This window comes from Granulicoccus phenolivorans DSM 17626 = NBRC 107789 = JCM 15570 (genome assembly GCF_000423085.1).
GTDB classification, from domain to species: domain Bacteria; phylum Actinomycetota; class Actinomycetes; order Propionibacteriales; family Propionibacteriaceae; genus Granulicoccus; species Granulicoccus phenolivorans.
Genome location: NZ_AUHH01000022.1, coordinates 1 through 22,966, shown reverse-complemented (window position 1 = coordinate 22,966; position 22,966 = coordinate 1). Strand labels below are relative to the sequence as shown.

Genomic DNA, 22,966 nt, shown 5'->3' with positions numbered 1-22,966 from the left:
GGATCGGGACACCGTCGCCGGGTGAGTTACCCTCTCCCGGTGACTGAGGACCTGTTCGGCATGGTGCCCCGCCCCGAGCCCGCCCTCGGCGGGTCCCTGGCCGATGTGGACCGGCCGGATGCTCCGCTGGCGGTCCGGCTGCGCCCGCGCACCATTGACGAGATCGTCGGTCAGCAGCACCTGCTGGGCGCCGGCGCACCGCTGCGCCGGCTGGCCAGCGGTGAGGCGGCGATGTCGGTGTTCCTGTGGGGGCCGCCGGGGGTCGGGAAGACGACCATCGCGTCGGTGGTGTCGCGATCCAATGCGGCCAAGTTCGTCGAGATCTCCGCGGTCACCGCCGGGGTCAAGGAGGTCCGGGCGGTGCTCGAGACGGCCCGCCGCGATCTGGCCCGCGGGCAGAAGACCGTGCTGTTCGTCGACGAGGTGCACCGCTTCTCCAAGGCCCAGCAGGATGTGCTGCTGCCGGCGGTGGAGAACCGGATCGTCACCCTGATCGCGGCCACCACGGAGAATCCGAGCTTCTCGGTGATCTCCCCGCTGCTGTCCCGGTCCCTGCTGCTGACGCTCAAGCCGCTGAGCGCCGCCGACATCGACGTGCTGATCGATCGGGCGCTCAGCGATGCCCGCGGCGTGCATCCGAGCGCGGGTGGGGACTTCACGCTGACCGAGGATGCCCGCAGCACCATCCGGCAACTGGCCGGCGGCGATGCCCGCCGCGTGCTCACCTACCTCGAGGAGGCCGCCGCCGGGGCCGAGGCCATCGGCTCCGACACGATCGACACCGCCGTGGTCGAACAGGCCGTCGACCGCGCCGCGGTCCGCTACGACAAGGGCGGCGACGAGCACTACGACGTGACCAGCGCCTTCATCAAGTCCGTGCGGGGCTCCGATGTCGATGCGGCGCTGCACTATCTGGCCCGGATGATCAGCGCGGGGGAGGACCCCCGGTTCATCGCGCGGCGGTTGATCATCCTGGCCAGCGAGGACATCGGCACCGCCGACTCCTCGATCCTGCCGCTGTGCGTGGCCACCGCCCAGGCCGTGCAACTCATCGGAATGCCCGAGGCCCGGATCAACCTGGCCCACGCCACCGTCGCCTGCGCCATGGCGCCGAAATCCAATGCGGCCTACCTGGCGCTCGACCGGGCCACCGCCGATGTGGCGGCCGGAAAATCCGGCGTGGTACCGCCGCATCTGCGCGATGCGCACTATCCGGGAGCGAAGGGGCTGGGCCACGGCAAGGGCTACCGCTATGCCCACGATCATCCGCACGGCGTGGCCCGGCAGCAGTACCTGCCCGATTCCCTGGCCGGGGCCCGCTACTACGAACCGACCGATCACGGGCAGGAGGCGGCCCTGCAGCAGCGGCTGACCAGCCTGCAGCGCCTGCTCGGCCGCAACGAGGACTGAGCCACCGCCCCGAGGACTGAGCCACCGACGCGCGACTGAGCCACCGCCCCGAGGTCAGTCCACCAGGGCGCGCCGCGGCGCCGGGGCGTCCGCGGGAATCCCGCTCATCGGCGGTACGCCGGCCCCGGTGGCGATCCGCTGCGGCGGCGGCGCGGGATCCAACCCGAACCGGCCCATCTCGGCGATCCCGACCACGATGGCCGCCGCGACCCCGACCCCGAGAATCTGGCTGCCGATGGAGGCGAAGCTGTCCAGGTCCCAGCCGAAATCGGGCGCGTAGGCCATCAGCACCGCCGCGCAGGCCGTGACCAGGGCGTAGCCGCAGAAGACCAGCACCCGGGCGGTCCGGTTGAACCGGCGCCCGTCCACATTGGCCCACTCGCCCTCGGTCAGCAGGCGCCAGAGCAGACCGGCGATCAGGACGCCCAGGGTGGAGAAGCCGAGCAGCGCCGACAGCGGCTCGGCGAGCAGTTCCCGCTCCGGGAAGATCAGCAGGATCCCCGCCCCGATCGCCAGCAGGAACCATTGCTGCGCGGTCAGCGGTCCCCGCCGGCGCCACCACAGGCCCAGCGCGAGCAGCACCAGGGTCAGCAACCCGGAGATCTGTCGATGCGGGGTCCCGGTGACCCCCAGCCCGAACATCAGCCCCATCCCGGCCAGGCTGACCGCGACCGGGGCCAGCACCGTCGCGGCGGCCGTACTGCCCCGCCGAGCCGCCCGTTCGGCGAGCACCAGGGCGAGGACCGCGGCGAACCCCATGGCCACCGGATTGCGCAACCGGCCCGGGACCGGCAGCAGGGCGACCACCAACCACACCGACATCGCCAGGCCGAGCGCGCCCGAGGCCTTCATCAGGGACTCCGCCATCGTGGTGGGTCGCGGCACGTCCCAGGGCCCGAACCGCCGAGCCCGCACCAACCAGACCCGGGCGACCAGCAGGGTGGCCGCGGTCCACAGCACCGCTTTCAGGTAGGTCGGCCCCGCGAAGCCGTCGGCGGCCAGGAGGGCCAGATTCCCGGCGAGCAGCAGGATCGCCAGCAGCGGCCAGATCCCCGGCCGGACCCAGTGCCGGATCTCCGACAGGGTCCACGTCGCGGTGTTCACCGAGATCTGGATGAACGACGCCCCGGCGGCGTACGCGGTCGGCACCGCCAGGACCGCCAGCACGAAGATCAGCACCGAGGTCAGCGCCACCGACATGCTGACCGCGCCGACGTCCCCGGCGAACAGCACACTCACCAACAAGATCGGCACCAGGACGATCCAACCCATCGCAGCCAGCGCCGCCAGCCCCACCCACACCCGCAACGGCCGCCCGACCAGCGCGAACGCGCCCACCAGCAATACCACCAGCACCGCCGGGACGCTCAGCACGAACCCCAGCAGTACGCCCCGGGCGTACGGGACGATCGCGACTAGGGTCAGCACCGTCGGCGACCCCGCGATGGCGAACACGATCGCCTGCAGCGGCAGCCGGAGGTACCAGCGCAGCTGCAGGGCGGCGAGGTAGCCCAGGGTCAGCAACACCGGCAACATCGTCAGCAGGGCGAGCCCACCGGCCAGCCCCATCCGCAGCCCCCCGGTCCCGATCGGGGCCACGTCACCCAGCAGTCGCGCACCGAGCACGGTCAGCATCGCGCCCAGGTAGGCGAGCAGGGCCACCGCGGCCACGACCGCCAGCCCTCGACTCCAGCCCCGGGTCCGGATCCGGCCGTCCTGGATCGGCACCACGAACACCTCTCGCAGGGTGGTGCCCAGGATCGATCCCAGCGCCCGGTGCGCGCTCACTCCCGCCGCGGCACCGGCGGGCCCGTTCCCCGCGGCACCGGCGGGGACCTGCGCCGCGGGGCCTTCCGGGGCGATCGGGCCGGGCGCGGGCTGCTGGCTCATGGGCTCAGGGTAGGCGATCAAGCTCACGCGCCGAATCTTTCGTCCCGGCCATGGCGGGGTCGACCGCGTGGGAGCATGGCGCCATGACCACCCACATCGTGACCCTGGGCGGCGGCGGCTTCTCGATGTCGCCGAACGCGACGGTAACCCAACTGGACCGCTACCTCGTCGGGCTGGCCACCCGGCCCAACCCGCTGGTCTGCTTCGTGCCGACCGGCTCGGCCGACGATCCCCGCTACATCAACCGGTTCCTCACCGCGTTCGGCCCGATGGGGCTGCGCACCACCGTGCTGACCCTGTGGGAGGGGGCGCGGGCCTCGGTCCGGCAGGCGCGGGAGGCTGATGTGTTCGTGATCGGGGGCGGCTCGACGGTCAACCTGGACGCCCTGCTCCGGGCCCACCGGGTGGACACCATGTTCGCCGAGATCGCCGCCGAGCGCGACGTGGTCTTCGGCGGGATCGCCGCGGGGGCCTCGGTGTTCTTCGAGGCCTGCACCACCGACTCCTTCGGGGCCGAGATCGAGCCCTGGCGCGGTGGCCTGGGGATGCTGACGGGATCGTTCTGCCCGCACTACGACGGCGAGGAGGACCGCGCCCCCTTCTACACCAATGCCGTGGGCGCGGGCCTGTTGCCCGACGGGTACGGCGTCGACGACGGGGCGGCCCTGCACTTCGTGGACGGCAAGCTGACCCGAGCGCTGGCCGAGCGACGCGGGGCGGGGGCGTGGCGGGTCAGCGCCAACTTCTCCCCGGTGACCAGCGGTGTGGTGGCCGAACCGCTGAAGATGCGCGCCCTGTGACCCCGGTCCCGGGACGGGAATATCCCCGACCCGGAAACGTTCACCCCGCGGAGTGGCTGCCGCCCCTGCACTAGGCTGACCCGGGTACGTTGGGCTGCGCCGAAGGTGGCCCACACATCAACGACTTCGAGGATGACGATGACCCTGGGTGAAATCGCCGGGATGATCGCGGCCGTCGCCGCGGTGATCTTTGTCGCACTGTGTGCTGTCCCGCTGCACAAGCTGGGCCGCGTACTGGAGGAACTGCGGCTCAGCGTCCGCGATATCGGCCACAACTCGGTGCCGATCCTGCACGAGCTGCGGGGCACCGTGGCTGCCACCAACGCCGAGCTGGAGAAGCTGTCGGTGGTGACCGAGGACGCCGCCAAGGTGACCGGACACGCCACCGTCGTCTCGGAGAATGCGGCCCAGTTGGCCACCCTGTTCAGTGCCACCGTCGGCGGCCCGCTGGTCAAGACCGCCGCCACCGCCCACGGCCTGCGCAGCGCGTTGCGCCAGGGCAAGGCGCGACGGGCCGCGAAGTGAAGCGGCTGTTCTGGTTCGCCGCCGGCGCGGCCGCCGGGGCCTACGTCGCCCTGCGGGTCCGCAAGGAACTCACCCCCGCCTCGGTGGGGCAGCGGCTGCGCCGCAGTGTCGGGCTGGCCCCGGCGGCCGGGTCGGAGGACCTGCGGACCCGGGCCGATGAGTTCCGCCGGCGTACCGATGACTGGGGCCGACAGTTGGCCGACTTCTGGTCGCGGGTCCGCAACTCCTCCGACGAGTACGAGGTCGAATTGCGCGAGGCCCTCGGGATGACCGACGAGGACGAGGTCGAGGCCCTCCGCGCGGTCCGCGCCACCCATTGATCCACCCATATCCGATCTGAAGGACCTATCGATGAAAACCGCCGAGATCCGGCGTCGCTTCCTGGACTTCTTTGCCGCGCGCGGCCACAGCATCGAGCCGTCGGCGCCGCTGGTCTACCAGGACCCGACCCTGCTGTTCGTGAACGCCGGCATGGTGCCGTTCAAGCCGTACTTCACCGGGGCCGAACAGCCCAAGTGGGACCGCGTCGCCAGCGTCCAGAAGTGTGTCCGCACCCTGGACATCGAAGAGGTCGGCAAGACCACCCGGCACGGCACGTTCTTCCAGATGGCGGGCAACTTCTCCTTCGGTGACTACTTCAAGGCCGATGCGATCGCGTACGCCTGGGAACTGGTCACCTCCCCGCAGTCCAAGGGCGGCTTCGGCTTCGATCCGGAGAAGATCTGGGTCACCGTGCTGGGCCCGGGGCATCACCCCGATCATCCCGACGGCGACACCAAGGCGTACAAGCTGTGGCGCAAGGTCGGCGTCCCCGAGGAGCGGATCCAGCGCCGCGGCCTGAAGGACAACTACTGGAACATGGGCGTGCCCGGCCCGGGCGGCCCCTGTTCGGAGATCTACATCGACCGCGGCCCGGAGTACGGCGCCGACGGTGGTCCGGAGGCCGATGAGGATCGGTTCCTGGAGATCTGGAACCTGGTCTTCCAGACCGAGGAACTGTCCGCGGTGCGCGCCAAGGACGATTTCGATGTCAAGGGCACCCTGCCCAACAAGAACATCGATACCGGGATGGGTCTGGAACGCGTGGCTTTCCTGCTGCAGGGCAAGGAAAACATGTACGAGATCGACGAGATCTACCCGGTGATCGAGAAGGCGTGTGAACTGTCGGGGCGCACCTACGGGGCGAACCACGACGACGACGTGCGGATGCGCGTGGTCGCCGACCACGTCCGGGCGTCGCTGATGCTGATGAGCGATGGCGTGGTGCCCGGGAACGAGGGCCGTGGCTACGTGTTGCGCCGGTTGCTGCGCCGCAGTGTCCGCTCGATGCGGCTGCTCGGGGTGGACGAGCCGGTGCTGCCCGCGCTGCTGCCGATCAGCCGGGACCTGATGGGCGAGTCCTACCCCGAGGTCATCGAGGCGTGGCCGCGGGTGGAGCGGGCGGCGTACGCGGAGGAGGAGGCGTTCCGGCGCACCCTGACCGCGGGTACCCAGCTGTTCGATCAGGCGGTCAGCCAGACCCGGGCGCAGGACCAGCAGGTGCTGTCGGGGGACAAGGCGTTCCAGCTCCATGACACCTTCGGCTTCCCGATCGACCTGACCCTGGAGATGGCCCAGGAGGCCGGCCTGCAGGTCGACCGCGACCGGTTCGTGGAACTGATGGGCGAACAGCGGGCGCGGGCCAAGGCGGACGCCAAGGCCAAGAAGGGCGGGGCGCAGAACCCCGAGGCGTACGCCGAACTGCGCGCGGGCGGCGAATCCCACTTCCTGGGCTACGACGAACTGACCACCGAGACCAGCGTGCTCGGCATCCTGCGCGACGGGGCCTCGACTCCGGTCGGCAGCGCAGGGGAGATCGTCGAGGTCGTGCTCGCCGAGACCCCTTTCTATGCCGAGTCCGGTGGCCAGGACGCCGATTCCGGCACGATCACCGCCCCGGGTACCGAACTCGAGGTGCTCGACGTGCAGAGCCCGGTCCCCGGACTGATCGTGCACAAGGTGCAGGTGAACGCCGGGGAGGTCCACCTCGGGCAGCAGGTCACCGCCGCGGTCGACCCGCTGCACCGGATGGGCGCCTGCCAGGCCCACTCGGCGACCCATGTGATCCATGCGGTGCTGCGCCGGACCGTCGGGCCGGACGCGGTGCAGGCCGGCTCGTACAACAAGCCGGGCTATCTGCGCTTCGACTTCCAGTCCCCGCACGGGCTCAGCCAGGATCAGCGTGAGGAGGTCGAGGGCCTGTCCAACGAGGCGATCACCGCCGACCTGCCGGTCACCTCGGCCATCATGGGGCTGGATGAGGCCAAGGCGATGGGTGCGATGGCGATGTTCGGGGAGAAGTATCCCGAACGGGTCCGGGTGATCGAGATGGGCGGGGAGTTCTCCCGCGAGCTGTGCGGCGGAACCCACGTCCAGCACTCCTCCCAGATCGGGATGCTGGCGCTGCTGGGGGAGTCCTCCATCGGTTCGGGCGTACGCCGGGTCGAGGCGCTGGTCTCCACCGATGCGTTCCAGCACTTCGCGGCCGAACGGACCCTGGTGAACAACCTCACCGGCATGCTCAAGGTGCGCCCGGAGCAGTTGAGCGAACGGGTGGAGAAGCTGCTGGTCCAGCTCAAGGATGCCGAGAAGCAACTGCAGGGCTACCGCGCCCAGGAGGCGTTGGGCAGCGCGAAGAAGATCGCCGACACCGTCAAGGACATGTGGGGGGTCGGTTTCGTGGCCCAGCACGCGGCCGGGGTGAACGGGGGCGACCTGCGCAACCTGGCGATCGAGGTGCGCGGTCAGCTCGGGGACCGGCCCGCCGTGGTGGTACTCGCCGGCGGGACCGACGCCAAACCGGCGCTGGTCGTGGCGACCACCCAGGCGGCCCGGGACCGGGGGCTGAAGGCCGGTGACCTGGTCCGCGTGGGCACCGAGAAGCTCGGCGGCAAGGGCGGCGGCAAGGACGACCTGGGCCAGGGCGGCGGTTCGGACGCGACCGGGATCGACGATGCGCTGCTGGCCGTCGAGCACGCGGTCGGCAGCGTGGTCACCCGGTGACCGACGCCGGCCTGCGACCCGGGGTCCGGCTCGCGCTGGACTGGGGGGATGCCCGGATCGGAGTCGCCGCGTGCGACTCCGCCGGCATCCTCGCCTACCCGGTCGAGACCGTGGCCGGCGGGTCGCAGGCCCTGGCCCGGCTGACCGCGCTGGTCGCCGAGTACGAACCGATCGAGGTGGTGATCGGGTTGCCCCGTTCGCTGCGCGGCGGAGAGGGACCCGCGGCAAAGAAGATCCGCCGGAACGCCGCGTCGCTGGCCCGGCGCATTTCCCCGATTCGGGTAAGGTTCGTGGACGAAAGGTTCACCACCGTCGAGGCGGCGCGGACCTTGACCGAACAAGGGCGTACGGCCCGCCAGCAGCGGCGCGTGATCGATCAGGTCGCCGCAGTCACGATTTTGGAGCAGGCACTGGAGACCGAACGCAGCACCGGGCAGCCCCCGGGCATGCCGCTGGAGCTCCGGCCCGCCGGAGAGGAGTGAGGCAGTGAGTAGCCTGCTGAGTCCGGACAAGAAGCGCGAACGCAACTGGAGCGACATCTCCCACCTCGCGAAGAACATCTTCGCGGTGGGGCTTTCGCTGCTGGTCCTGGTGGGCGGCTCGCTGTTCGCCTACCAGAAGATCTCCCAATCGGTGAGCGGCGTCTTCGCCGCCAAGGACTACCCGGGGCCCGGGGAGGCGGATGTGACCGTGGTGGTCGAACCGGGCACCTCGGTCAGCGAGATCGGCGGACTGCTGGTCGACAAGGATGTGGTCGCCTCCATCGAGGCGTTCACCGAGGCGACCGCCCAGTTCCCCGACATTCAGTCGCTGCAGGCCGGAACCTACCACCTCAAGACGAAGATGAAGGCGACCGATGCGATCCAGTCGATGCTGGACGCGGGCCTCAAGGGCGGCAAGAAATTCCGGATCCTCGAAGGATTGCGGCTGAGCGAACAGGTGGCTGCGCTGTCCAAGGACACCGGCATCTCCGAGGGAGAGATCAACGACGCCCTGAAACGGGTCGATGAGTACAAACTCTCGGCCTGGGCCGAGGGCAATCCCGAGGGTTTCCTGTTCCCCGACACCTACGAGATGACCGGCAGCGACCCGATCTCCCCGCTGAAGATGATGGCGGAGAACTTCACCAAGAAGGCCACCGACATCAAGCTCGAGGAGAAGGCGAAGGCCCTGGGCCGCAGCCCGCGCGACGTGGTCATCGTCGCCTCCATCATCGAGGCCGAGGTACGCCGGCCCGAGGACCGCCCGAAGGTGGCCCGGGTGCTGTACAACCGGCTGGACAAGAACATGCCGCTGCAGTTGGACACCACCGTCGAGTACGCGAACAACAAGCCGCGCGGTCAGGGCGCCACCACCACCGACCAGGAGCGGGCCAACCCCAGCCCGTACAACACCTATCTGCATCCCGGTCTGCCCCCGGGGCCGATCAGCGCGCCGGGCAAGGCCGCGCTGGAGGCGGCGGCGGCCCCGGAGAACGGCGGCTGGATGTACTTCGTGGCGGTCAACCTGGACACCGGCGAGACCGCGTTCGCCGACACCTTCGACCAGCATCAGGCGAATGTGAAGAAGTTCCAGGAGTGGTGCCAGTCGCACCAGGGCCGGTGCTGACCCCGATGCCGGGCGGGTCCGGGCCGGGAGCCGTCCCGGGATCGCGGACCTGCGCGGTGCTCGGGTCCCCGATCGCGCACTCGTTGTCCCCGGTGCTGCACCGGGCGGCGTACGCGGCGCTCGGCCTGGACTGGACCTTCGAGCGACACGAGGTCGGGGCCGGCGGACTCGCCGATTTCGTCGCCGGTTGCGGCCCGCAGTGGCGCGGGTTGGCGCTGACCATGCCGTTGAAGATTGAAGCGGTCGAGCTGGCCCGGCGCAGCGGTGGGGAGGTACGCCCGACCGCCGAACTGGCCCAGGTGGCGAACACCCTGCTGTTCGAGCCGGACCCGACTGCTCCCGGCGGGCGTCGGATCGTGGTCGACAACACCGACGTCGACGGCTTCGTCCAGCCGGTGCTGCGGCGCTTCGGGACCCCCGAGCAGGGGTCGGTGCTGCGGTCGGCGGTGATCCTCGGCGGTGGTGCGACGGCCCGTTCGGCGTACGTGGCGCTGACCCGACTGGGGGTCACCGAGATCACCGTGGCGGCCCGGACCCCGGCCAAGGTCGAGGCCTGGCAGCCGGTGTTCGAGGCGACCGGGATCACCCCGCGGATCACCGGCTTCCTCGACTTCCCGCCCAGCGACCTGCTGATCCAGACCGCGGTTGCCGGCGCCGCCGACCCGCTCGCGGTGCGGATCGCCGAGACCCAGGCGGCGCTGTTCGACGTGATCTACCACCCGTGGCCCACCCGGGCCGCCCAGGTCGCCGCGGAGCGGGGCCTGGTGGTGTTCTCCGGTCTGGATCTGCTCGCCCACCAGGCGGTACGCCAGGTGGAGCTGATGACGGGGCGCTCGGTGGACCCCGACATACTGGTGGCGGCCGCACGCGCGGCCCGCTGAGCGACCCAGGAGACATGAGATGCCCGAGCCGGCCGACGAGATCACGATCAACCCGTTCCGGCGCCGGCCCGGTGCCGCCGACCGGATCGACAAGCATCGGCTGCCGGCCGAGGGGATGAGCCCGGCGGCGGCGCGTGACGTGGTCCGCGATGAGACGATGCTGGACGGCAACGCGCGACTGAACCTCGCCACCTTCGTGACCACCTGGATGGAGGACGAGGCCAAGGAACTGTACGCCGACGCGTTCGACAAGAACATGATCGACAAGGACGAATACCCGCAGACCGCCGCGATCGAGCAGTACTGCCAGGAGATGATCGCCGACCTGTGGCACGCGCCGGACCCGGCCGCCGCCCCGACGACCTCCACCATCGGCTCCAGCGAGGCCTGCATGCTCGCCGGCATCGCGCTGAAGCGCCGGTGGCAACATCGCCGGGAGGCCCAGGGGGCCGACACCTCGAAGCCGAACCTGGTGATGTCGGCGGCGGTGCAGGTGTGTTGGGAGAAGTTCTGCAACTACTTCGAGGTGGAGCCGCGCCTGGTGCCGATCAGCGCGGAACACCCGACCCTGGACGGTTCGCAGCTCAATGACTACGTCGACGAGCACACGATCGGTGTGGTCGGCATTCTCGGGGTCACCTACACCGGCGCGTACGAACCGATCGCCGACCTGCAGCAGGCCCTGGACACGATTGCGCAGCAGCGGGGACTCGACATCCCCATCCACGTCGACGCCGCCTCGGGCGGGATGATCGCGCCGTTCCTGCAACCGGAGCTGGAGTGGGACTTCCGGCTGCCGCGGGTCGCCTCCATCAACACCTCCGGGCACAAGTACGGGCTGGTCTATCCGGGCTTGGGCTGGGTGGTCTGGCGCGACCGGGACGCGCTCCCGGAGTCGATGATCTTCCGGGTCAGCTACCTGGGTGGCGAGACGCCGACGCTCGCCCTCAACTTCTCCCGCCCCGGTGCGCAGGTCCTGCTGCAGTTCTTCCTGTTCCTGCGGCTGGGGCGCTCCGGATACGAAACGGTCCAGGGCGAATCGCAGCAGGTCGCGCAGCATCTGGCCGCCGAAATCGGGGCGATGCCGGCCTTCGAGCTGATCTCCGACGGCTCCACGATTCCGGTCTTCGCCTGGCGCCAGGTCGCCGGGCACACCGACAAGTGGGATCTGTACGACCTCTCCGACCGGCTGCGGATGCACGGCTGGCAGGTCCCGGCGTACCCGATGCCCGATGACCTGGCCGAGGTCACCGTGCAACGCATCGTGGTGCGCAATGGCCTCACCATGGATCTGGCGAATGAGCTGCTCGCGGTGATCGCTGCGCAGGTGGCGTACCTGGACAACCTCACCGCGCCGCTGCCCAAGCGGACCACCTCGCACGCCTTCACGCACTGAGCCGCACCACGAGAACGCGGAAGGCGCCGGGCCGACCCCCCGGATCGTGACAGACTGTGCCCCATGCTGCGTTGGCTCACTGCTGGAGAATCCCATGGCCCTGCCCTGGTGGCGACGATTGACGGGCTCCCCGCCCACATCAACGTCACCACCGCCGACATCCAGGAGTCGCTGGCCCGCCGGCGGCTCGGCTACGGCCGCGGTGCCCGGATGAAGTTCGAGGCCGACCAGGTGACCATCCTGGGCGGGGTCCGGCACGGGGAGACCCTCGGGTCGCCGATCGCGATCCAGGTGGGCAACACCGAGTGGCCCAAGTGGGAGACCGTGATGGCCGCCGACCCGGTGGATCCGGAGGTGCTCGCCGCGCAGGCCCGCGGCAAGGCGCTGACCCGCCCGCGCCCCGGGCACGCCGACCTGACCGGCATGCAGAAGTACGACTGGGCCGAATCGCGCCCGATCCTGGAGCGGGCCTCGGCGCGGGAGACCGCCGCCCGGGTGGCGCTGGGCCGGGTTGCGCAGAACTTCCTGGAGCAGGCGTACGGCATCCGGATCCTCTCCCATGTCGTGGAACTCGGCCCGGTCCGGGCACCGGCCGGGTTGCTCCCGACAATGGCGGACCTGCCCCGGATCGACGACGATCCGTTGCGTTGTGCCGACCCGGAGACCTCCGCGGCGATGGTGGCCGAGGTCGACGAATGCCAGAAGGCCGGGGACACCCTCGGCGGGGTGGTCGAGGTGCTGGCCTGGGGCTGCCCGCCCGGCCTCGGCTCGCACACGATGGGCGACCGCCGCCTGGACGCCAAGCTCGCCTGCGCCCTGATGGGGATCCAGGCGATCAAGGGCGTGGAGGTCGGCGACGGCTTCGAGCTGGCCCGCACCCGCGGGTCGCTGGCCCACGACGAAATCCTGCCGACCGAGCACGGGATCCAGCGGGCCGGTCACCGCGCCGGCGGGACCGAGGGTGGGATGACCACCGGGGAGGTGCTCCGGGTCCGGGCGGCGATGAAGCCCATCTCCACGGTGCCGCGGGCCCTGCGTACGCTCGACACCGCGACCGGGGAGCCGGCGGTGGCGCACAACCAGCGCTCCGACGTCTGTGCCGTGCCGGCGGCCGGTGTGGTCGCCGAGGCCATGGTCGCACTGGTGCTCGCCGAGGTGGCGCTGGAGAAGTTCGGCGGGGACTCGGTCGCCGAGACCCGGCGCAACCTGGAGTCCTACCTGGAGTCGGTCCGCAGCCGCGGACTCGAGATCGCCCAGTGACCCCGGCCTACGACCCCACCCGGCCACTGGTGCTGGTGGGCTCACCCGGGTCGGGCAAGACGACGATCGCCGCCCTGCTCGCCGAACGTCTGGGCCTGCCGGTGCGCGACATCGATGCCGAGATCGAGGCGGCCCAGGGCCGCGAGATCAGTGACATCTTTGCCGTCGACGGTGAGGCCGCCTTCCGTGAACTCGAGCGCGCCGCCACCGACGCCGCCCTGGCCGGGGACGCCGCGGTGCTCTCGCTGGGCGGGGGAGCCATTCTGGCCGAGGAGACCCGCCGCGCCCTGGCCGGACACCAGGTGATCTGGTTGCAGGTCTCCGCCGCCGAGGCCGCGCGTCGGGTCGGGCTGAACACCGCTCGGCCGCTGCTGCTGGGCAACGTCCGCGGCCGGCTGGCGAAACTGCTCGCCGAACGGCTTCCGCTGTACGCCGAGGTCGCCACCTGGCAGTTCGAGACCGATGACCGGACTCCCGAGGCGGTCGTCACGCAGATCCTGACCGAGTTGGGTGGAGGCCCCGATGAGTGATTTCAGCCGGACGATCACGGTCTCGGCCGAGCGACCGTACGACGTGCTGGTCAGCCACGGGGCGCGACACCGCCTCCCGGAGCTGATCGGCGACGCCCAGCGGGTGGCGATCCTGTACGCCCCGCCGCTGGCCCTGCTGGCCGAGGAACTGGCCAGTTCGCTGCCGGCGGAGGTGACTGCGCTGGTGCTGCCCGATGGCGAGCAGGCCAAGACCGCCCAGGTCGCGGTCGGCTGCTGGGACGCCCTGGCCGCAGCCGGGTTCACCCGCTCCGATGTCGTGGTCGGCCTGGGCGGCGGCGCCACCACCGACCTGGCGGGCTTCATCGCGGCGACCTGGTTGCGCGGGGTCGGCCTGATCACGGTGCCGACCACGGTGCTCGGCATGGTGGATGCGGCGGTCGGCGGCAAGACCGGGATCAACATCCCGGCCGGGAAGAACCTGGTCGGGGCCTTCCACGAACCGCGCGGGGTGCTGTGCGACCTGTCGGTGCTGGCCACCCTGCCGCCGCAGCAGATCCGGGCGGGAATGGCCGAGGTGATCAAGTGCGGCTTCATCGCCGACCCCGAGATCCTGGACCGCTACGAGGCCGATCCGGATGCCGCGGTGGACCCGGCCTCGGATCTGCTCGCCGAGCTGATCGCCCGCGGCATCGCGGTCAAGGCCCAGGTGGTCTCCGGCGACCTGCGCGAGGCGACCTCGGTGGGCACCACGGTGGGCCGGGAACTGCTGAACTACGGCCATACCCTGGGCCATGCGATCGAGCGCCAGGAGCAGTACCGCTGGCCGCACGGGGAGGCGATCAGCGTCGGCATGGTATACGCCGCCGAGCTCGCCCAGCGGATCGGCTGGATGTCGGCCGACCTGACCCAGCGCCACCGCCGGATCCTGACCCGACTCGGACTGCCGGTCCGTTACCGCCCCGAGGCGTGGCCGCAACTGCGCGACGCGATGGCCCTGGACAAGAAGACCCGCGGGTCGCAGCTGCGGTTCATGCTGCTGCACGATCTGGGCCGCCCGGAGATCTGCGCCGGTCCGGCCGAGGCGGATCTGGCCGCGGCGTACGCTGCCCTGACCACGCCCCGGGCCTGACCCGGCGCGCGGAACTCAGAAGTAGTACCGAACTCAGAAGTAATACTGGGCGAAGCGTCGGCCCTCGATCTCGTGCACCTGCAGGTCCATGTCGTAGATGTCGGCGAGCGCCTCGCTGGTCATGATCTCCTCCGGTGACCCCTGGCGGCAGACCCGGCCGTGCTTCATCGCCACGATCTGATCGGAATAGGCGGCGGCGAAGTTGATGTCGTGAATGACGATCACCACGGTCTTGTTCAACTCGTCGGCGGTCCGCCGCAGCCGGCGCATCATCGAGCGCGCATGGGGCATGTCCAGGTTGTTCAGCGGCTCGTCCAGCAGCACATAATCGGTGTCCTGGGCCAGCACCATCGCCACGAAGGCGCGCTGCCGCTGCCCGCCGGACAGCTCGTCCAGGAAGCGGTCCTCCAGACCCTCCAGATCGAGGTAGGAGATCGCGGTGCGCACCAGGGCCCGATCGGTCTCGGTGAGCCGCCCGCGGGAGTGCGGGTAGCGGCCGAAGGAGACCAGATCCTGCACCGAGAGGCGTACGGTCAGCGGGTTGTCCTGCTTGAGCATCGCCAGCACCCGGGCCAGTTCCCGGGTGTCGGCGGTCGAGACGTCCAGCCCGGCCACACTGATCCGACCGCCGTCCAGCGGAAGCAGCCGGGCCACCGTCGAGAGCAGGGTGGACTTGCCCGCCCCATTGGGCCCCACGATCGAGGTGACCCCACCGGTCGGCAACTCCAGACTGACCCCGTCGACGACGACCGAGGTCCCGTACGCCTTGGTGGCGTTCTCGACCCGGATCATCGCTGGCGTCCGTTTCTCAGCAGCAACACGATGAAGACGATCCCTCCGACGAATTCGATGATCACACTCAGCACGGTGCCCATCCCGAACAGATGTTCCAGGACCGCCTGCGCCCCGACCAGCGTGATGATCGACAGGAGCGCGGCCACCGGCAGCACATAGCGATGCCGGTGGGTCCCGGCCAGTTGGTAGGCCAGATTCGCCACGATCAGACCGAAGAAGGTGATCGGGCCGACCAGGGCGGTGGACACCGACACCAGGACCGCCATGCCCACCAGCCCGATCAGCACCGTGCGGCGATAGTTGACCCCGAGCATGGTGGCCAGTTCCCGACCCAGCGCGAGCACGTCCAACTCGTCGCTGCGCAGCCAGATCACCAGCGAGACCGCCACGACCAGCACGGCGGCGATCGGCAGCAGGGCCGGATCGGCGTTGGTGAAGGAAGCGAACAGCCGCGACTGCAGGGTGAGGAACGAGTTCGGCTCCATGATCCGCTGCAGCAGCGTGGCCAGCGAACGCAGCAGCGTCCCGAAGATGATCCCGACCAGGACCATCAGGTACAGCGAGCGGCGCGGGCCCCCGAACAGCCACAGGAACAGCGCCGTTGAGGAGATGACCATCAGCACCGCGGACAGCCCGAAGTTCATCGCCGAGGACAGGGTGCCCACCCCGAACGCCGAGGTCACGAATACCAGCACCGTCTGCAGCAGGGCGTACAACGAATCGAAGCCCATGATCGAGGGGGTGAGGATCCGGTTCGCGGTGATGGTCTGGAACAGCACCGTGGAGATCGCCACCGCGATCCCGACCAGCACCATCGCGGCAACCTTCTGGCTGCGATAGGTGAGCACGAAGTTGATGTTGCCGTTGGCGTTGATCAGGTAGTACGCCGCGGCGCAGGCCAGGGCGAGCAGCGCGAACAGCACCAGCCGGGCCGGGGGTGAACCCAGCAGCGCCAGCAGCCGCCGCGGTGGCGCGGTGGCGGCCGGATCCTGCGTGGTCCTCCCGCTCATCCCGGCCCGGGAGGCCGGGGAACTCATCCGCGCTGTCCCCGGCGCAGCAGCATCACCAGGAAGATCGCGGCGCCGACCACGCCGACCACGACGCCGACCGGCACCTCGAAAGGCTGGTTGATGGTCCGCGCGAGGATGTCGCAGATCAGGACCAGCAACGCCCCGGAGATCGCTACCACGGGCAGGTTGCGGCGCAGGTTGTCCCCGAGCACGGAGCAGACCAGGTTCGGCACGACCAGCCCGAGGAAGGGCAGGGCGCCGACGACCACCACGGTGATGGCCGCGGTGATCGCGACCAGGCCGAGACCGAGGGCGAGCACCGCCTGGTAGCGCAGCCCCAGGCTGGTGGCGGTGCTCTCGCCGAGGCTGGCGACGGTGAACCGGTCCGCGGCGAACCAGCAGATCACCCCGACCAGGGCCAGCACCCACAGCAGTTCGAAGCGGCCGCGCATCACGCCGGAGAAGTCACCGGTCATCCAGATGCCCATCGCCTGCAGCAGGTCGGTGCGGTACGCGATGTAGGTGGCGACCGCGGAGATGATCCCGGACAGCATCATCCCCACCAGCGGCACCACGATCACCGAGGAGCGCGGCGGAATGGCGCGCAGGATGCGTAGGAACAGGAAGGTGCCGAGCAGGGCGGTGACCACGGCCACGAGCATCTTGCCCGACAGCGGCAGGCCGGGGGCGAGCAGGTTGGCCAGCAGCAGGCCGAGACCGGCCGACTCGGTGGTGCCGACGGTGCTGGGTTCGACGAACCGGTTGCGAACCAGCATCTGCATCAGCAGCCCGGCCAGGGCCATCGCGGCACCGGCCAGCAGCACGGCGACGGTGCGCGGGACCCGGGAGATCCACAGCAGGTCCCAGGTCAGGGTGCCGGCACCGATCAGCAGGCTGACCACCGACCCGGCGACCAGCAACCCGCCGCCGACGGCGATGGCTAGGTTGCGGCGCGAGTTGCGCGGGTCCCGGGCGGCGCCGCGGCGGGCGGTGGGCGTGGAAGTGGCCGAACCGGCCGCAGCAGACGCTGCGGCCGGACGGTCGCGATCGAGATCGAGCAGGGTGGTCATGGCTTACTTCGCCTGGGCCCCGGCATCGGCGAGCATGGTGCGGACGTTGTCCAGGCCGTGGATGATCACGTACCACCGGCCCCCGTCCAGGTAGACCAGCTTGCCGTTCTTGGCCGCGTTGGTGTTGTTGATCAGTTCGTTGTTCAGGACCTCGGCGGCGGGCTGGCCCTGCTGGCCGACGGCCACGTCGCGGTCGATGATGAACATGACATCCGGGTTGGCCTGGGCGATCGCTTCGAAGCTGGCCGGCTGGCCGTGCGAATCGGCCTGGATCGCCGGGACGGCGGGGGAGAAGCCGAACAGCTGGTGCACTGCGCCGAAGCGGGAGTTCTCCCCGTGCAGGGTGGCCTTGCCGCCGGAGGTCATCACGATCAGTGCGGACCTGCCCTGGCCGATGCCCTTGAGGCCGTCGGCGGTGGCCTGCAGTTCGGCGCTCTTGGCCTCGGCCTGCTGGGTGGCGCCCAGGGCGGTGCCGATGACCTTGGCGGCCTGGATGGTGCCGGTCACCACGTCGACGTCGGTGTAGGTGATGTCGATGGTGGGCCAGGTCTTGGCGAACTCCGGGTACTTCGCGGCGCTGCGGAAGCCGACGATGACCAGATCGGGGTTGGCCTGGTTCATCTTCTCCAGGTTGATGTCCTGCATCGTGCCCAGGTCGATGTACTTGTCGGCCTTGAACTCCGCCAGGGCGTCCGGGATCGCCCCGGACTTGGGCAGCGCCACCACGCGGTCGGCCAGGCCGAGCGCCTTGATGGTGTCCAGCGAGCCGAGGTCGGTCACCGCGATCCGCTGGGCGGGACCGTTCGGCAGGACCGTCTCACCCTGGGTGTGGGCCACGGTGATCGGGCCACTGTTGCCGGGGCCGGATTCGGGCTGGGTGGGGGACGACCCGGTCGAGCAGGCGGTCAGGGTGAGCAGACCGACCACCATCAGGGCGGCGAGCAGGCGTGCGATGCGCGTCATGAAACAACTCCGGTTCAGGAGGCCGCCTTAGGGAAGGCGAACCTAACAACGATGAAGTTAGGCTAACCTCGCCTCAGGTTTGAGGGCAACCCGAGCGGTTACTCTGTGAGTCAGATCACAGCATCGAGCGCGGTGCGCAGGTCGTCGACCAGATCCTCGGTGGCCTCGATCCCCACCGACAGCCGCAGCAGGCCGTCGGTGATCCCGGCCTCCTTGCGGGCCTCCTCGGTCATCCCGGCATGGGTCATCGTCGCGGTGTGCGAGATCAGCGACTCGGTTCCGCCCAGTGACTCGGCCAGGGTGAAGCAGTGCAGGGCGGGCAGCAGTTGCTTGACCTCGGCCACCCCCGCCAGCTCGAAGCTGACCATGGCGCCGAACCCGGACTGCTGCCGGGCGGCCAACTCATGGCCGGGATGCTCGGGCAGGCCGGGGTAGTACACCGCCCGCACCGCCGGATGGGCCAGCAGTACCTCGACCACCGCCGCGGCGTTCTCCTGGTGCGCCCGCATCCGGGTGTGCAGCGTACGCAGACCGCGCATCCCCAGATAGGCGTCGAAGGCGCCGCCGGTGCAGCCGTACACATTGGCGAAGTAGCTGATCTCCTCGGCCAGTTGCGGGGTGGCCGCGGTCAGCGAACCACCGACCATGTCGGAGTGCCCGTTGATGTACTTGGTGGTGGAGTGCAGCACCAGGTCGGCCCCCAGGCTGAGTGGCTGCTGCAGCAGGGGAGAGCAGAAGGTGTTGTCGGCCACCACCAGCGCGCCGGCGGCGTGGGCGGCCGCGGACATCCGGGTCAGGTCGGTGATCCGCAGCAACGGGTTGGAGGGGGTCTCCAGGAAGACCAGGTCGGGCTGCAGCTCGGCCAACCGGGCGGCCGCGGTGTCGGCCGCGGTGAAGTCGACGGTGTGCAGTTCGCAGTAGCCGCGTCGGGCGAGGTTGTCGAACAGCCGCCAGGTGCCCCCGTACGCGTCGTGCGGGATCGCGACCCGGGCCCCGGCGGTGACCACCGAGAGCACGGCGGTGGTCACCGCGGACAGCCCGGAGGAGGTGATCACCGTGCCGCTGCCGCCCTCCAGCGCGGTGATCGCGTCGGCGAACACCTGCCGGGTCGGATTGCCGGCGCGGGAGTAGTCGTACCCGCGCGGCTCGGCGTACCCGGTGAAGGAGTAGTTGGTGCTCAGATTGATCGGCGGCACCACTGCGCCGTTCGCCGGGTCGGTGTCGATTCCGGAGCGCACCGCCCGGGTGAGGGCACTGAACCGGTCTGCGGCCTGATCGAATTCCTGCATGTCGACCATTGTGGCCGCTCGCCGCCTCCGGTCGGGACCTCGGTGCAGATGTGAGCGGGTTTCGGAGGCGAGCCGGTCGCCCGCTCGGCCGCTTGAGACCAACGTCCGCGCAGGGTACAGCTAGAGTGGTACGCCGAGTGTGACGACGAAAGGGCACCAGGGTGGCAAACACCAACGACATCAAGAACGGGATGGTCCTCGACCTCGACGGTCAGCTGTGGCAGGTGATGTGGTTCCAGCATCACAAGCCTGGCAAGGGCAACTCCGTCGTCCGCACCAAGATCAAGAACGTCCTCAGCGGCAAGATCGTGGACAAGACGTTCAACTCCGACTCCAAGGTGGACACCGCCACCGTCGACCGGCGCGAGATGCAGTACCTCTACCACGACGGTGACGGGTACGTGTTCATGGACACCGCCAGCTTCGAGCAGCTGAGCCTGGGCGAGGACATCGTCGGGGACGGCAAGGACTTCCTGCTCGAGGAGATGATGGCCACCGTCGCCACCCACGACGGCAACCCGCTGTTCATCGAGCTGCCGACCTCGGTCGAGCTCGAGATCACCTACACCGAGCCCGGCCTGCAGGGCGACCGCTCCACCGGCGGCACCAAGCCCGCCACGCTGGAGACCGGCAAGGAGATCCAGGTGCCGCTGTTCATCACCCAGGGCGAGAAGGTCAAGGTCGACACCCGTACCGGGGACTACCTCGGCCGGATCAGCTGACCCGAATGCCTGCAGACACCACCGACCCTCGTCCGCCGCGGCGTCCCCGGATGCCCGACGGCGAGATCAAGCTGGTCGGCCCGTCGAAGGATCAGACGACGGGCCGGCCGATGCGTACCCAGACCAAGGCCCGGCGCCGGGCCCTGGACCTGTTGTTCGAGGCCGAACTGCGCCGGCTCGATCCGGTCGAGCTGCTCACCGAGCGGGAACTCGATCGGGATTCGATCCCGGTGCGGGTGTTCACCGACGAGTTGGTGCGCGGGTACGCCGCCCACGCCCCGGAAATCGACCGGGTGATCCGCAGCGTGTTGGCCGAACAGTGGAGCCTGGATCGGATGCCGCGGGTGGATCGCAACCTGGCCCGGCTCGCGGTCTATGAGCTGCACTACACCGATACCGACCGACGGATCGTGATCTCCGAGGCGGTCTTCCTGGCCCAGGAACTGTCCACCGATGACTCGCCGGCCTTCCTCAACGGCCTGCTCGGCAAGGTGCCCGAGGCCCCGACTGCCGAGGTTCCCGCGGCCGAGGTCCCCGCGGCCGAGGTCCCGGCGGCCGAGGTCCCGGCGGCCGAGGTTCCGACCGCCGACACCGGGGCAACCGGCGCGGAGGACTGAGCCGGCGCGGGACTGAGAGGGGGCGCAGCGATGCTGCCGATCCGGCTGCCGCTGGAGCCGATGCTGGCCCGCAGCGTGGCGACGATCCCGCCCGGCCTGGTCTACGAGCCGAAGTGGGACGGTTGGCGCGCCCTGCTCGCCCGGGACGGGGACCGGGTCGAGGTGTGGAGCCGGCACGGCACCGACCTCTCCGGGTTCTTCCCCGAACTGGAGCAGGCCGCCCTGGCGTACCTGCCCGAGCAATGCGTCCTGGACGGCGAGATCGTCATCATCCGGGGAAACACCCTGGACTACACACTGCTGGCCGCGCGGCATTCCTCCCGCTCCCGGGCGGCTCGGCTGGCCCGGGAGATTCCGGCAAGTCTGGTCGCCTTCGATCTGCTCGCTTTCGGGGAAACCTCGCTGCTGGATGAGCCGTGGCGGGTCCGCCGGGAACTGTTGGAGACCCTGGCCGAGGACTGGCAGCCGCCGCTGCTGCTCTCCCCGGTCACCCGCAGTTTCGAGGTCGCGCAGGGCTGGTTCGAGGCCTTCGAGGGGGCCGGCCTGGACGGGGTGGTCGCCAAGGGGCCCGAGCTGAGCTACCAACCGGGCCGCCGGGGACACCTGAAGATCAAGCACCGGCGGACCACCGATGTCGTGGTCGGGGGATTCCGCTACGACCGCACCTCGACTCCGGAGCACCCCCAACTGGGCTCGTTGCTGCTGGGCTTGTTCGACGATTCCGGGGCGCTGCAATTCCTGGGGGTGTGCGCCGGGTTCCCGGGCAGTGCCCGCGGTGACCTCGCCCGGACGCTGTCCGCGCTGGAGATCACCGACAGCGACCCGCAGTGGGCGGCGCATCCCTGGAGTCCGGAGCAGGCCGGGCGGACCGGCGCCCGGGTACCCGAGGGCCTGACCCGGTGGTCGCAGCCACGCGAACAGGTGCATCTGATCTCCCCGATGCTGGTGTGCGAGGTCGACTACGACTATGTGCACGCCGTTCCGGGGGACCCCCAGGGCACCCGGTTCCGCTCCACCGCCGACTTCCGCCGCTGGCGGCCGGAGCGTACGCCGGAGTCCTGCCACTGGGACCAACTCGAGCTGGTTCCGGAGTTCGACCTGCGCGAGATGCTCGACCTGTCCTAGTCAGCTCTGGTCCGGGGGATTGGGCAACGCAAGCCCCGCAGTGGCGGACCGGTGGAGCCGCGGGGGAAGTCCGGTCGCGCGGGCTGGGTTCGGGTCCGCGGGCCCTGCAGGGGCCGCGAGCCGGATCCGGACCTGGGAACAGCCACGAGCGCCCGCGAACCCGGCCAGGACCCGCGCGAAGCCACCAGCCACGAGCCATCAGCGCCCGCGAACCGGGGGACGACCCGCGCAACGTCACCGGGGCCCGCGCCCGTGCGAGCCGGCCTGCCGACTCGGGTACGCGGGGGAAAGTTCGGTCGTGCGGGCTGGGTTCGGGTGTGCGGGTCCTGCAGGGGCAGCAAGCCGGATCCGGACCAGCGAGCAGCCATCAGCACCCGCGAACCGGACGAGGACCCGCGCGAAGCCACCAGTCACGAGCCATGCACGCCCGCGAACCGGATCCGGACCAGCGAGCAGCCAGCAGCGCCCGCGAACCAGGGGGGGGACCCGTGCAACGTCACCGGGGCCCGCGCCCGTGCGAGCCGGCCCCCGGACGGCGACCTGCCGACTCGGATGTGCGGGGCAAGTTCGGTCGTGCGGGCTGGGTTCGGGTCCGCGGGTCCTGCAGGGGCCGCAAGCCGGATCCGCACCAGCGAGCAGCCACGAGCGCCCGCGAACCGGACGAGGACCCGCGCGAAGCCACCAGCCACGAGCCATGCACGCCCGCAAATCCGACCTGGACCCGCGCAACGTCACCAGCGCCCTCGAACCAGGGGGGGGAGGACCCGCGCAACGTCACCGGGGCCCGCGCACGTACGAGCCGGCCCCCGGACGGCGACCGGCCGACTCGGGTCCGCGGGGCAAGTTCGGTCGCGCGGGCTGGGTTCGGGGCCGCGGGCCCTGCAGGGGCCGCGAGCCGGATCCGGACCAGCGAGCAGCCAGGAGTGCCCGCGAACCGGACGAG

At 70.2% G+C, this 22,966-nt stretch carries 21 protein-coding genes; 15 read left to right on the top strand and 6 right to left on the bottom strand.

Annotated elements, in window-relative coordinates:
- Positions 1-60: 60 nt before the first annotated feature.
- Positions 61-1,410, top strand: a complete 1,350-nt coding sequence (locus G531_RS0110250) for a replication-associated recombination protein A (RefSeq protein ID WP_174522489.1) — start codon at positions 61-63, stop codon at positions 1,408-1,410.
- Positions 1,411-1,464: 54 nt separating this feature from the next.
- On the opposite strand, the gene G531_RS0110245 is transcribed toward G531_RS0110250, so the two are convergent.
- Complete coding sequence (locus tag G531_RS0110245; protein ID WP_026927196.1) at positions 1,465-3,300, bottom strand: hypothetical protein; 1,836 nt, start codon at positions 3,298-3,300, stop codon at positions 1,465-1,467.
- Between the two features lie 83 nt (positions 3,301-3,383).
- On the opposite strand from G531_RS0110245, the gene G531_RS0110240 reads away from it, so the two are divergent.
- The 11 genes from G531_RS0110240 to aroB all read left to right on the top strand — a co-directional run bounded on the left by G531_RS0110240 (position 3,384) and on the right by aroB (position 14,432).
- Positions 3,384-4,100, top strand: a complete 717-nt coding sequence (locus G531_RS0110240) for a Type 1 glutamine amidotransferase-like domain-containing protein (RefSeq protein WP_026927195.1) — start codon at positions 3,384-3,386, stop codon at positions 4,098-4,100.
- Positions 4,101-4,238: 138 nt separating this feature from the next.
- Entirely contained in the window at positions 4,239-4,625 is a 387-nt protein-coding gene (locus G531_RS21755; protein WP_035758505.1) for a DUF948 domain-containing protein, read from the top strand.
- On the top strand, positions 4,622-4,945 hold the full coding sequence (locus tag G531_RS0110230) for a hypothetical protein (protein ID WP_026927194.1): 324 nt from the start codon (positions 4,622-4,624) through the stop codon (positions 4,943-4,945). Before G531_RS21755 ends, G531_RS0110230 begins: the two co-directional genes overlap by 4 nt.
- Before the next feature lie 31 nt (positions 4,946-4,976).
- Complete coding sequence (gene alaS / locus G531_RS0110225) at positions 4,977-7,667, top strand: alanine--tRNA ligase (protein WP_026927193.1); 2,691 nt, start codon at positions 4,977-4,979, stop codon at positions 7,665-7,667.
- Entirely contained in the window at positions 7,664-8,149 is a 486-nt protein-coding gene (gene ruvX / locus G531_RS0110220) for a Holliday junction resolvase RuvX (RefSeq protein WP_245630548.1), read from the top strand. Before alaS ends, ruvX begins: the two co-directional genes overlap by 4 nt.
- 4 nt (positions 8,150-8,153) lie before the next feature.
- On the top strand, positions 8,154-9,275 hold the full coding sequence (mltG, locus tag G531_RS0110215) for an endolytic transglycosylase MltG (RefSeq protein WP_051215329.1): 1,122 nt from the start codon (positions 8,154-8,156) through the stop codon (positions 9,273-9,275).
- Positions 9,248-10,156 (top strand): shikimate dehydrogenase family protein, encoded by a 909-nt coding sequence (locus G531_RS0110210; RefSeq protein ID WP_245630549.1) that lies wholly within the window; start codon positions 9,248-9,250, stop codon positions 10,154-10,156. The genes mltG and G531_RS0110210 overlap by 28 nt, the downstream gene beginning before the upstream one ends.
- Positions 10,157-10,175: 19 nt before the next feature.
- Entirely contained in the window at positions 10,176-11,552 is a 1,377-nt protein-coding gene (gene gad, locus G531_RS0110205) for a glutamate decarboxylase (RefSeq protein WP_026927189.1), read from the top strand.
- Between the two features lie 63 nt (positions 11,553-11,615).
- Complete coding sequence (gene aroC / locus G531_RS0110200) at positions 11,616-12,812, top strand: chorismate synthase (protein ID WP_026927188.1); 1,197 nt, start codon at positions 11,616-11,618, stop codon at positions 12,810-12,812.
- The gene (locus G531_RS0110195; RefSeq protein ID WP_035758504.1) at positions 12,809-13,342 is read left to right on the top strand and encodes a shikimate kinase; all 534 of its coding nucleotides are present in this window, start codon (positions 12,809-12,811) and stop codon (positions 13,340-13,342) included. The genes aroC and G531_RS0110195 overlap by 4 nt, the downstream gene beginning before the upstream one ends.
- The gene (aroB, locus tag G531_RS0110190) at positions 13,335-14,432 is read left to right on the top strand and encodes a 3-dehydroquinate synthase (protein WP_026927186.1); all 1,098 of its coding nucleotides are present in this window, start codon (positions 13,335-13,337) and stop codon (positions 14,430-14,432) included. The genes G531_RS0110195 and aroB overlap by 8 nt, the downstream gene beginning before the upstream one ends.
- A 33-nt stretch (positions 14,433-14,465) precedes the next feature.
- Here the strand turns inward: aroB and G531_RS0110185 are convergent, their stop codons facing one another.
- The 5 genes from G531_RS0110185 to metB all read right to left on the bottom strand — a co-directional run bounded on the left by G531_RS0110185 (position 14,466) and on the right by metB (position 19,559).
- Positions 14,466-15,224 (bottom strand): iron ABC transporter ATP-binding protein, encoded by a 759-nt coding sequence (locus tag G531_RS0110185; RefSeq protein WP_026927185.1) that lies wholly within the window; start codon positions 15,222-15,224, stop codon positions 14,466-14,468.
- Positions 15,221-16,264: an iron chelate uptake ABC transporter family permease subunit gene (locus G531_RS0110180; RefSeq protein WP_211221821.1), complete on the bottom strand. Its 1,044-nt coding sequence runs from the start codon at positions 16,262-16,264 to the stop codon at positions 15,221-15,223. The genes G531_RS0110185 and G531_RS0110180 overlap by 4 nt, the downstream gene beginning before the upstream one ends.
- Positions 16,261-17,307 carry an ABC transporter permease gene (locus G531_RS0110175; RefSeq protein WP_081684013.1) on the bottom strand — a complete coding sequence of 349 codons (1,047 nt, stop codon included), beginning with the start codon at positions 17,305-17,307 and terminating at the stop codon, positions 16,261-16,263. Before G531_RS0110175 ends, G531_RS0110180 begins: the two co-directional genes overlap by 4 nt.
- A gap of 3 nt (positions 17,308-17,310) precedes the next feature.
- Positions 17,311-18,270 carry a siderophore ABC transporter substrate-binding protein gene (locus G531_RS0110170; RefSeq protein ID WP_026927182.1) on the bottom strand — a complete coding sequence of 320 codons (960 nt, stop codon included), beginning with the start codon at positions 18,268-18,270 and terminating at the stop codon, positions 17,311-17,313.
- A gap of 110 nt (positions 18,271-18,380) precedes the next feature.
- Positions 18,381-19,559 (bottom strand): cystathionine gamma-synthase, encoded by a 1,179-nt coding sequence (gene metB, locus G531_RS0110165; RefSeq protein WP_026927181.1) that lies wholly within the window; start codon positions 19,557-19,559, stop codon positions 18,381-18,383.
- 191 nt (positions 19,560-19,750) lie between these two features.
- On the opposite strand from metB, the gene efp reads away from it, so the two are divergent.
- The 3 genes from efp to G531_RS0110150 are packed head-to-tail and all read left to right on the top strand — an operon-like array spanning position 19,751 to position 22,023.
- The gene (efp, locus tag G531_RS0110160; protein ID WP_035758511.1) at positions 19,751-20,281 is read left to right on the top strand and encodes an elongation factor P; all 531 of its coding nucleotides are present in this window, start codon (positions 19,751-19,753) and stop codon (positions 20,279-20,281) included.
- A gap of 5 nt (positions 20,282-20,286) precedes the next feature.
- Complete coding sequence (gene nusB, locus G531_RS21750; protein WP_245630550.1) at positions 20,287-20,898, top strand: transcription antitermination factor NusB; 612 nt, start codon at positions 20,287-20,289, stop codon at positions 20,896-20,898.
- Between the two features lie 30 nt (positions 20,899-20,928).
- Complete coding sequence (locus tag G531_RS0110150; RefSeq protein WP_035758503.1) at positions 20,929-22,023, top strand: ATP-dependent DNA ligase; 1,095 nt, start codon at positions 20,929-20,931, stop codon at positions 22,021-22,023.
- The last annotated feature ends 943 nt before the right edge of the window (positions 22,024-22,966 follow it).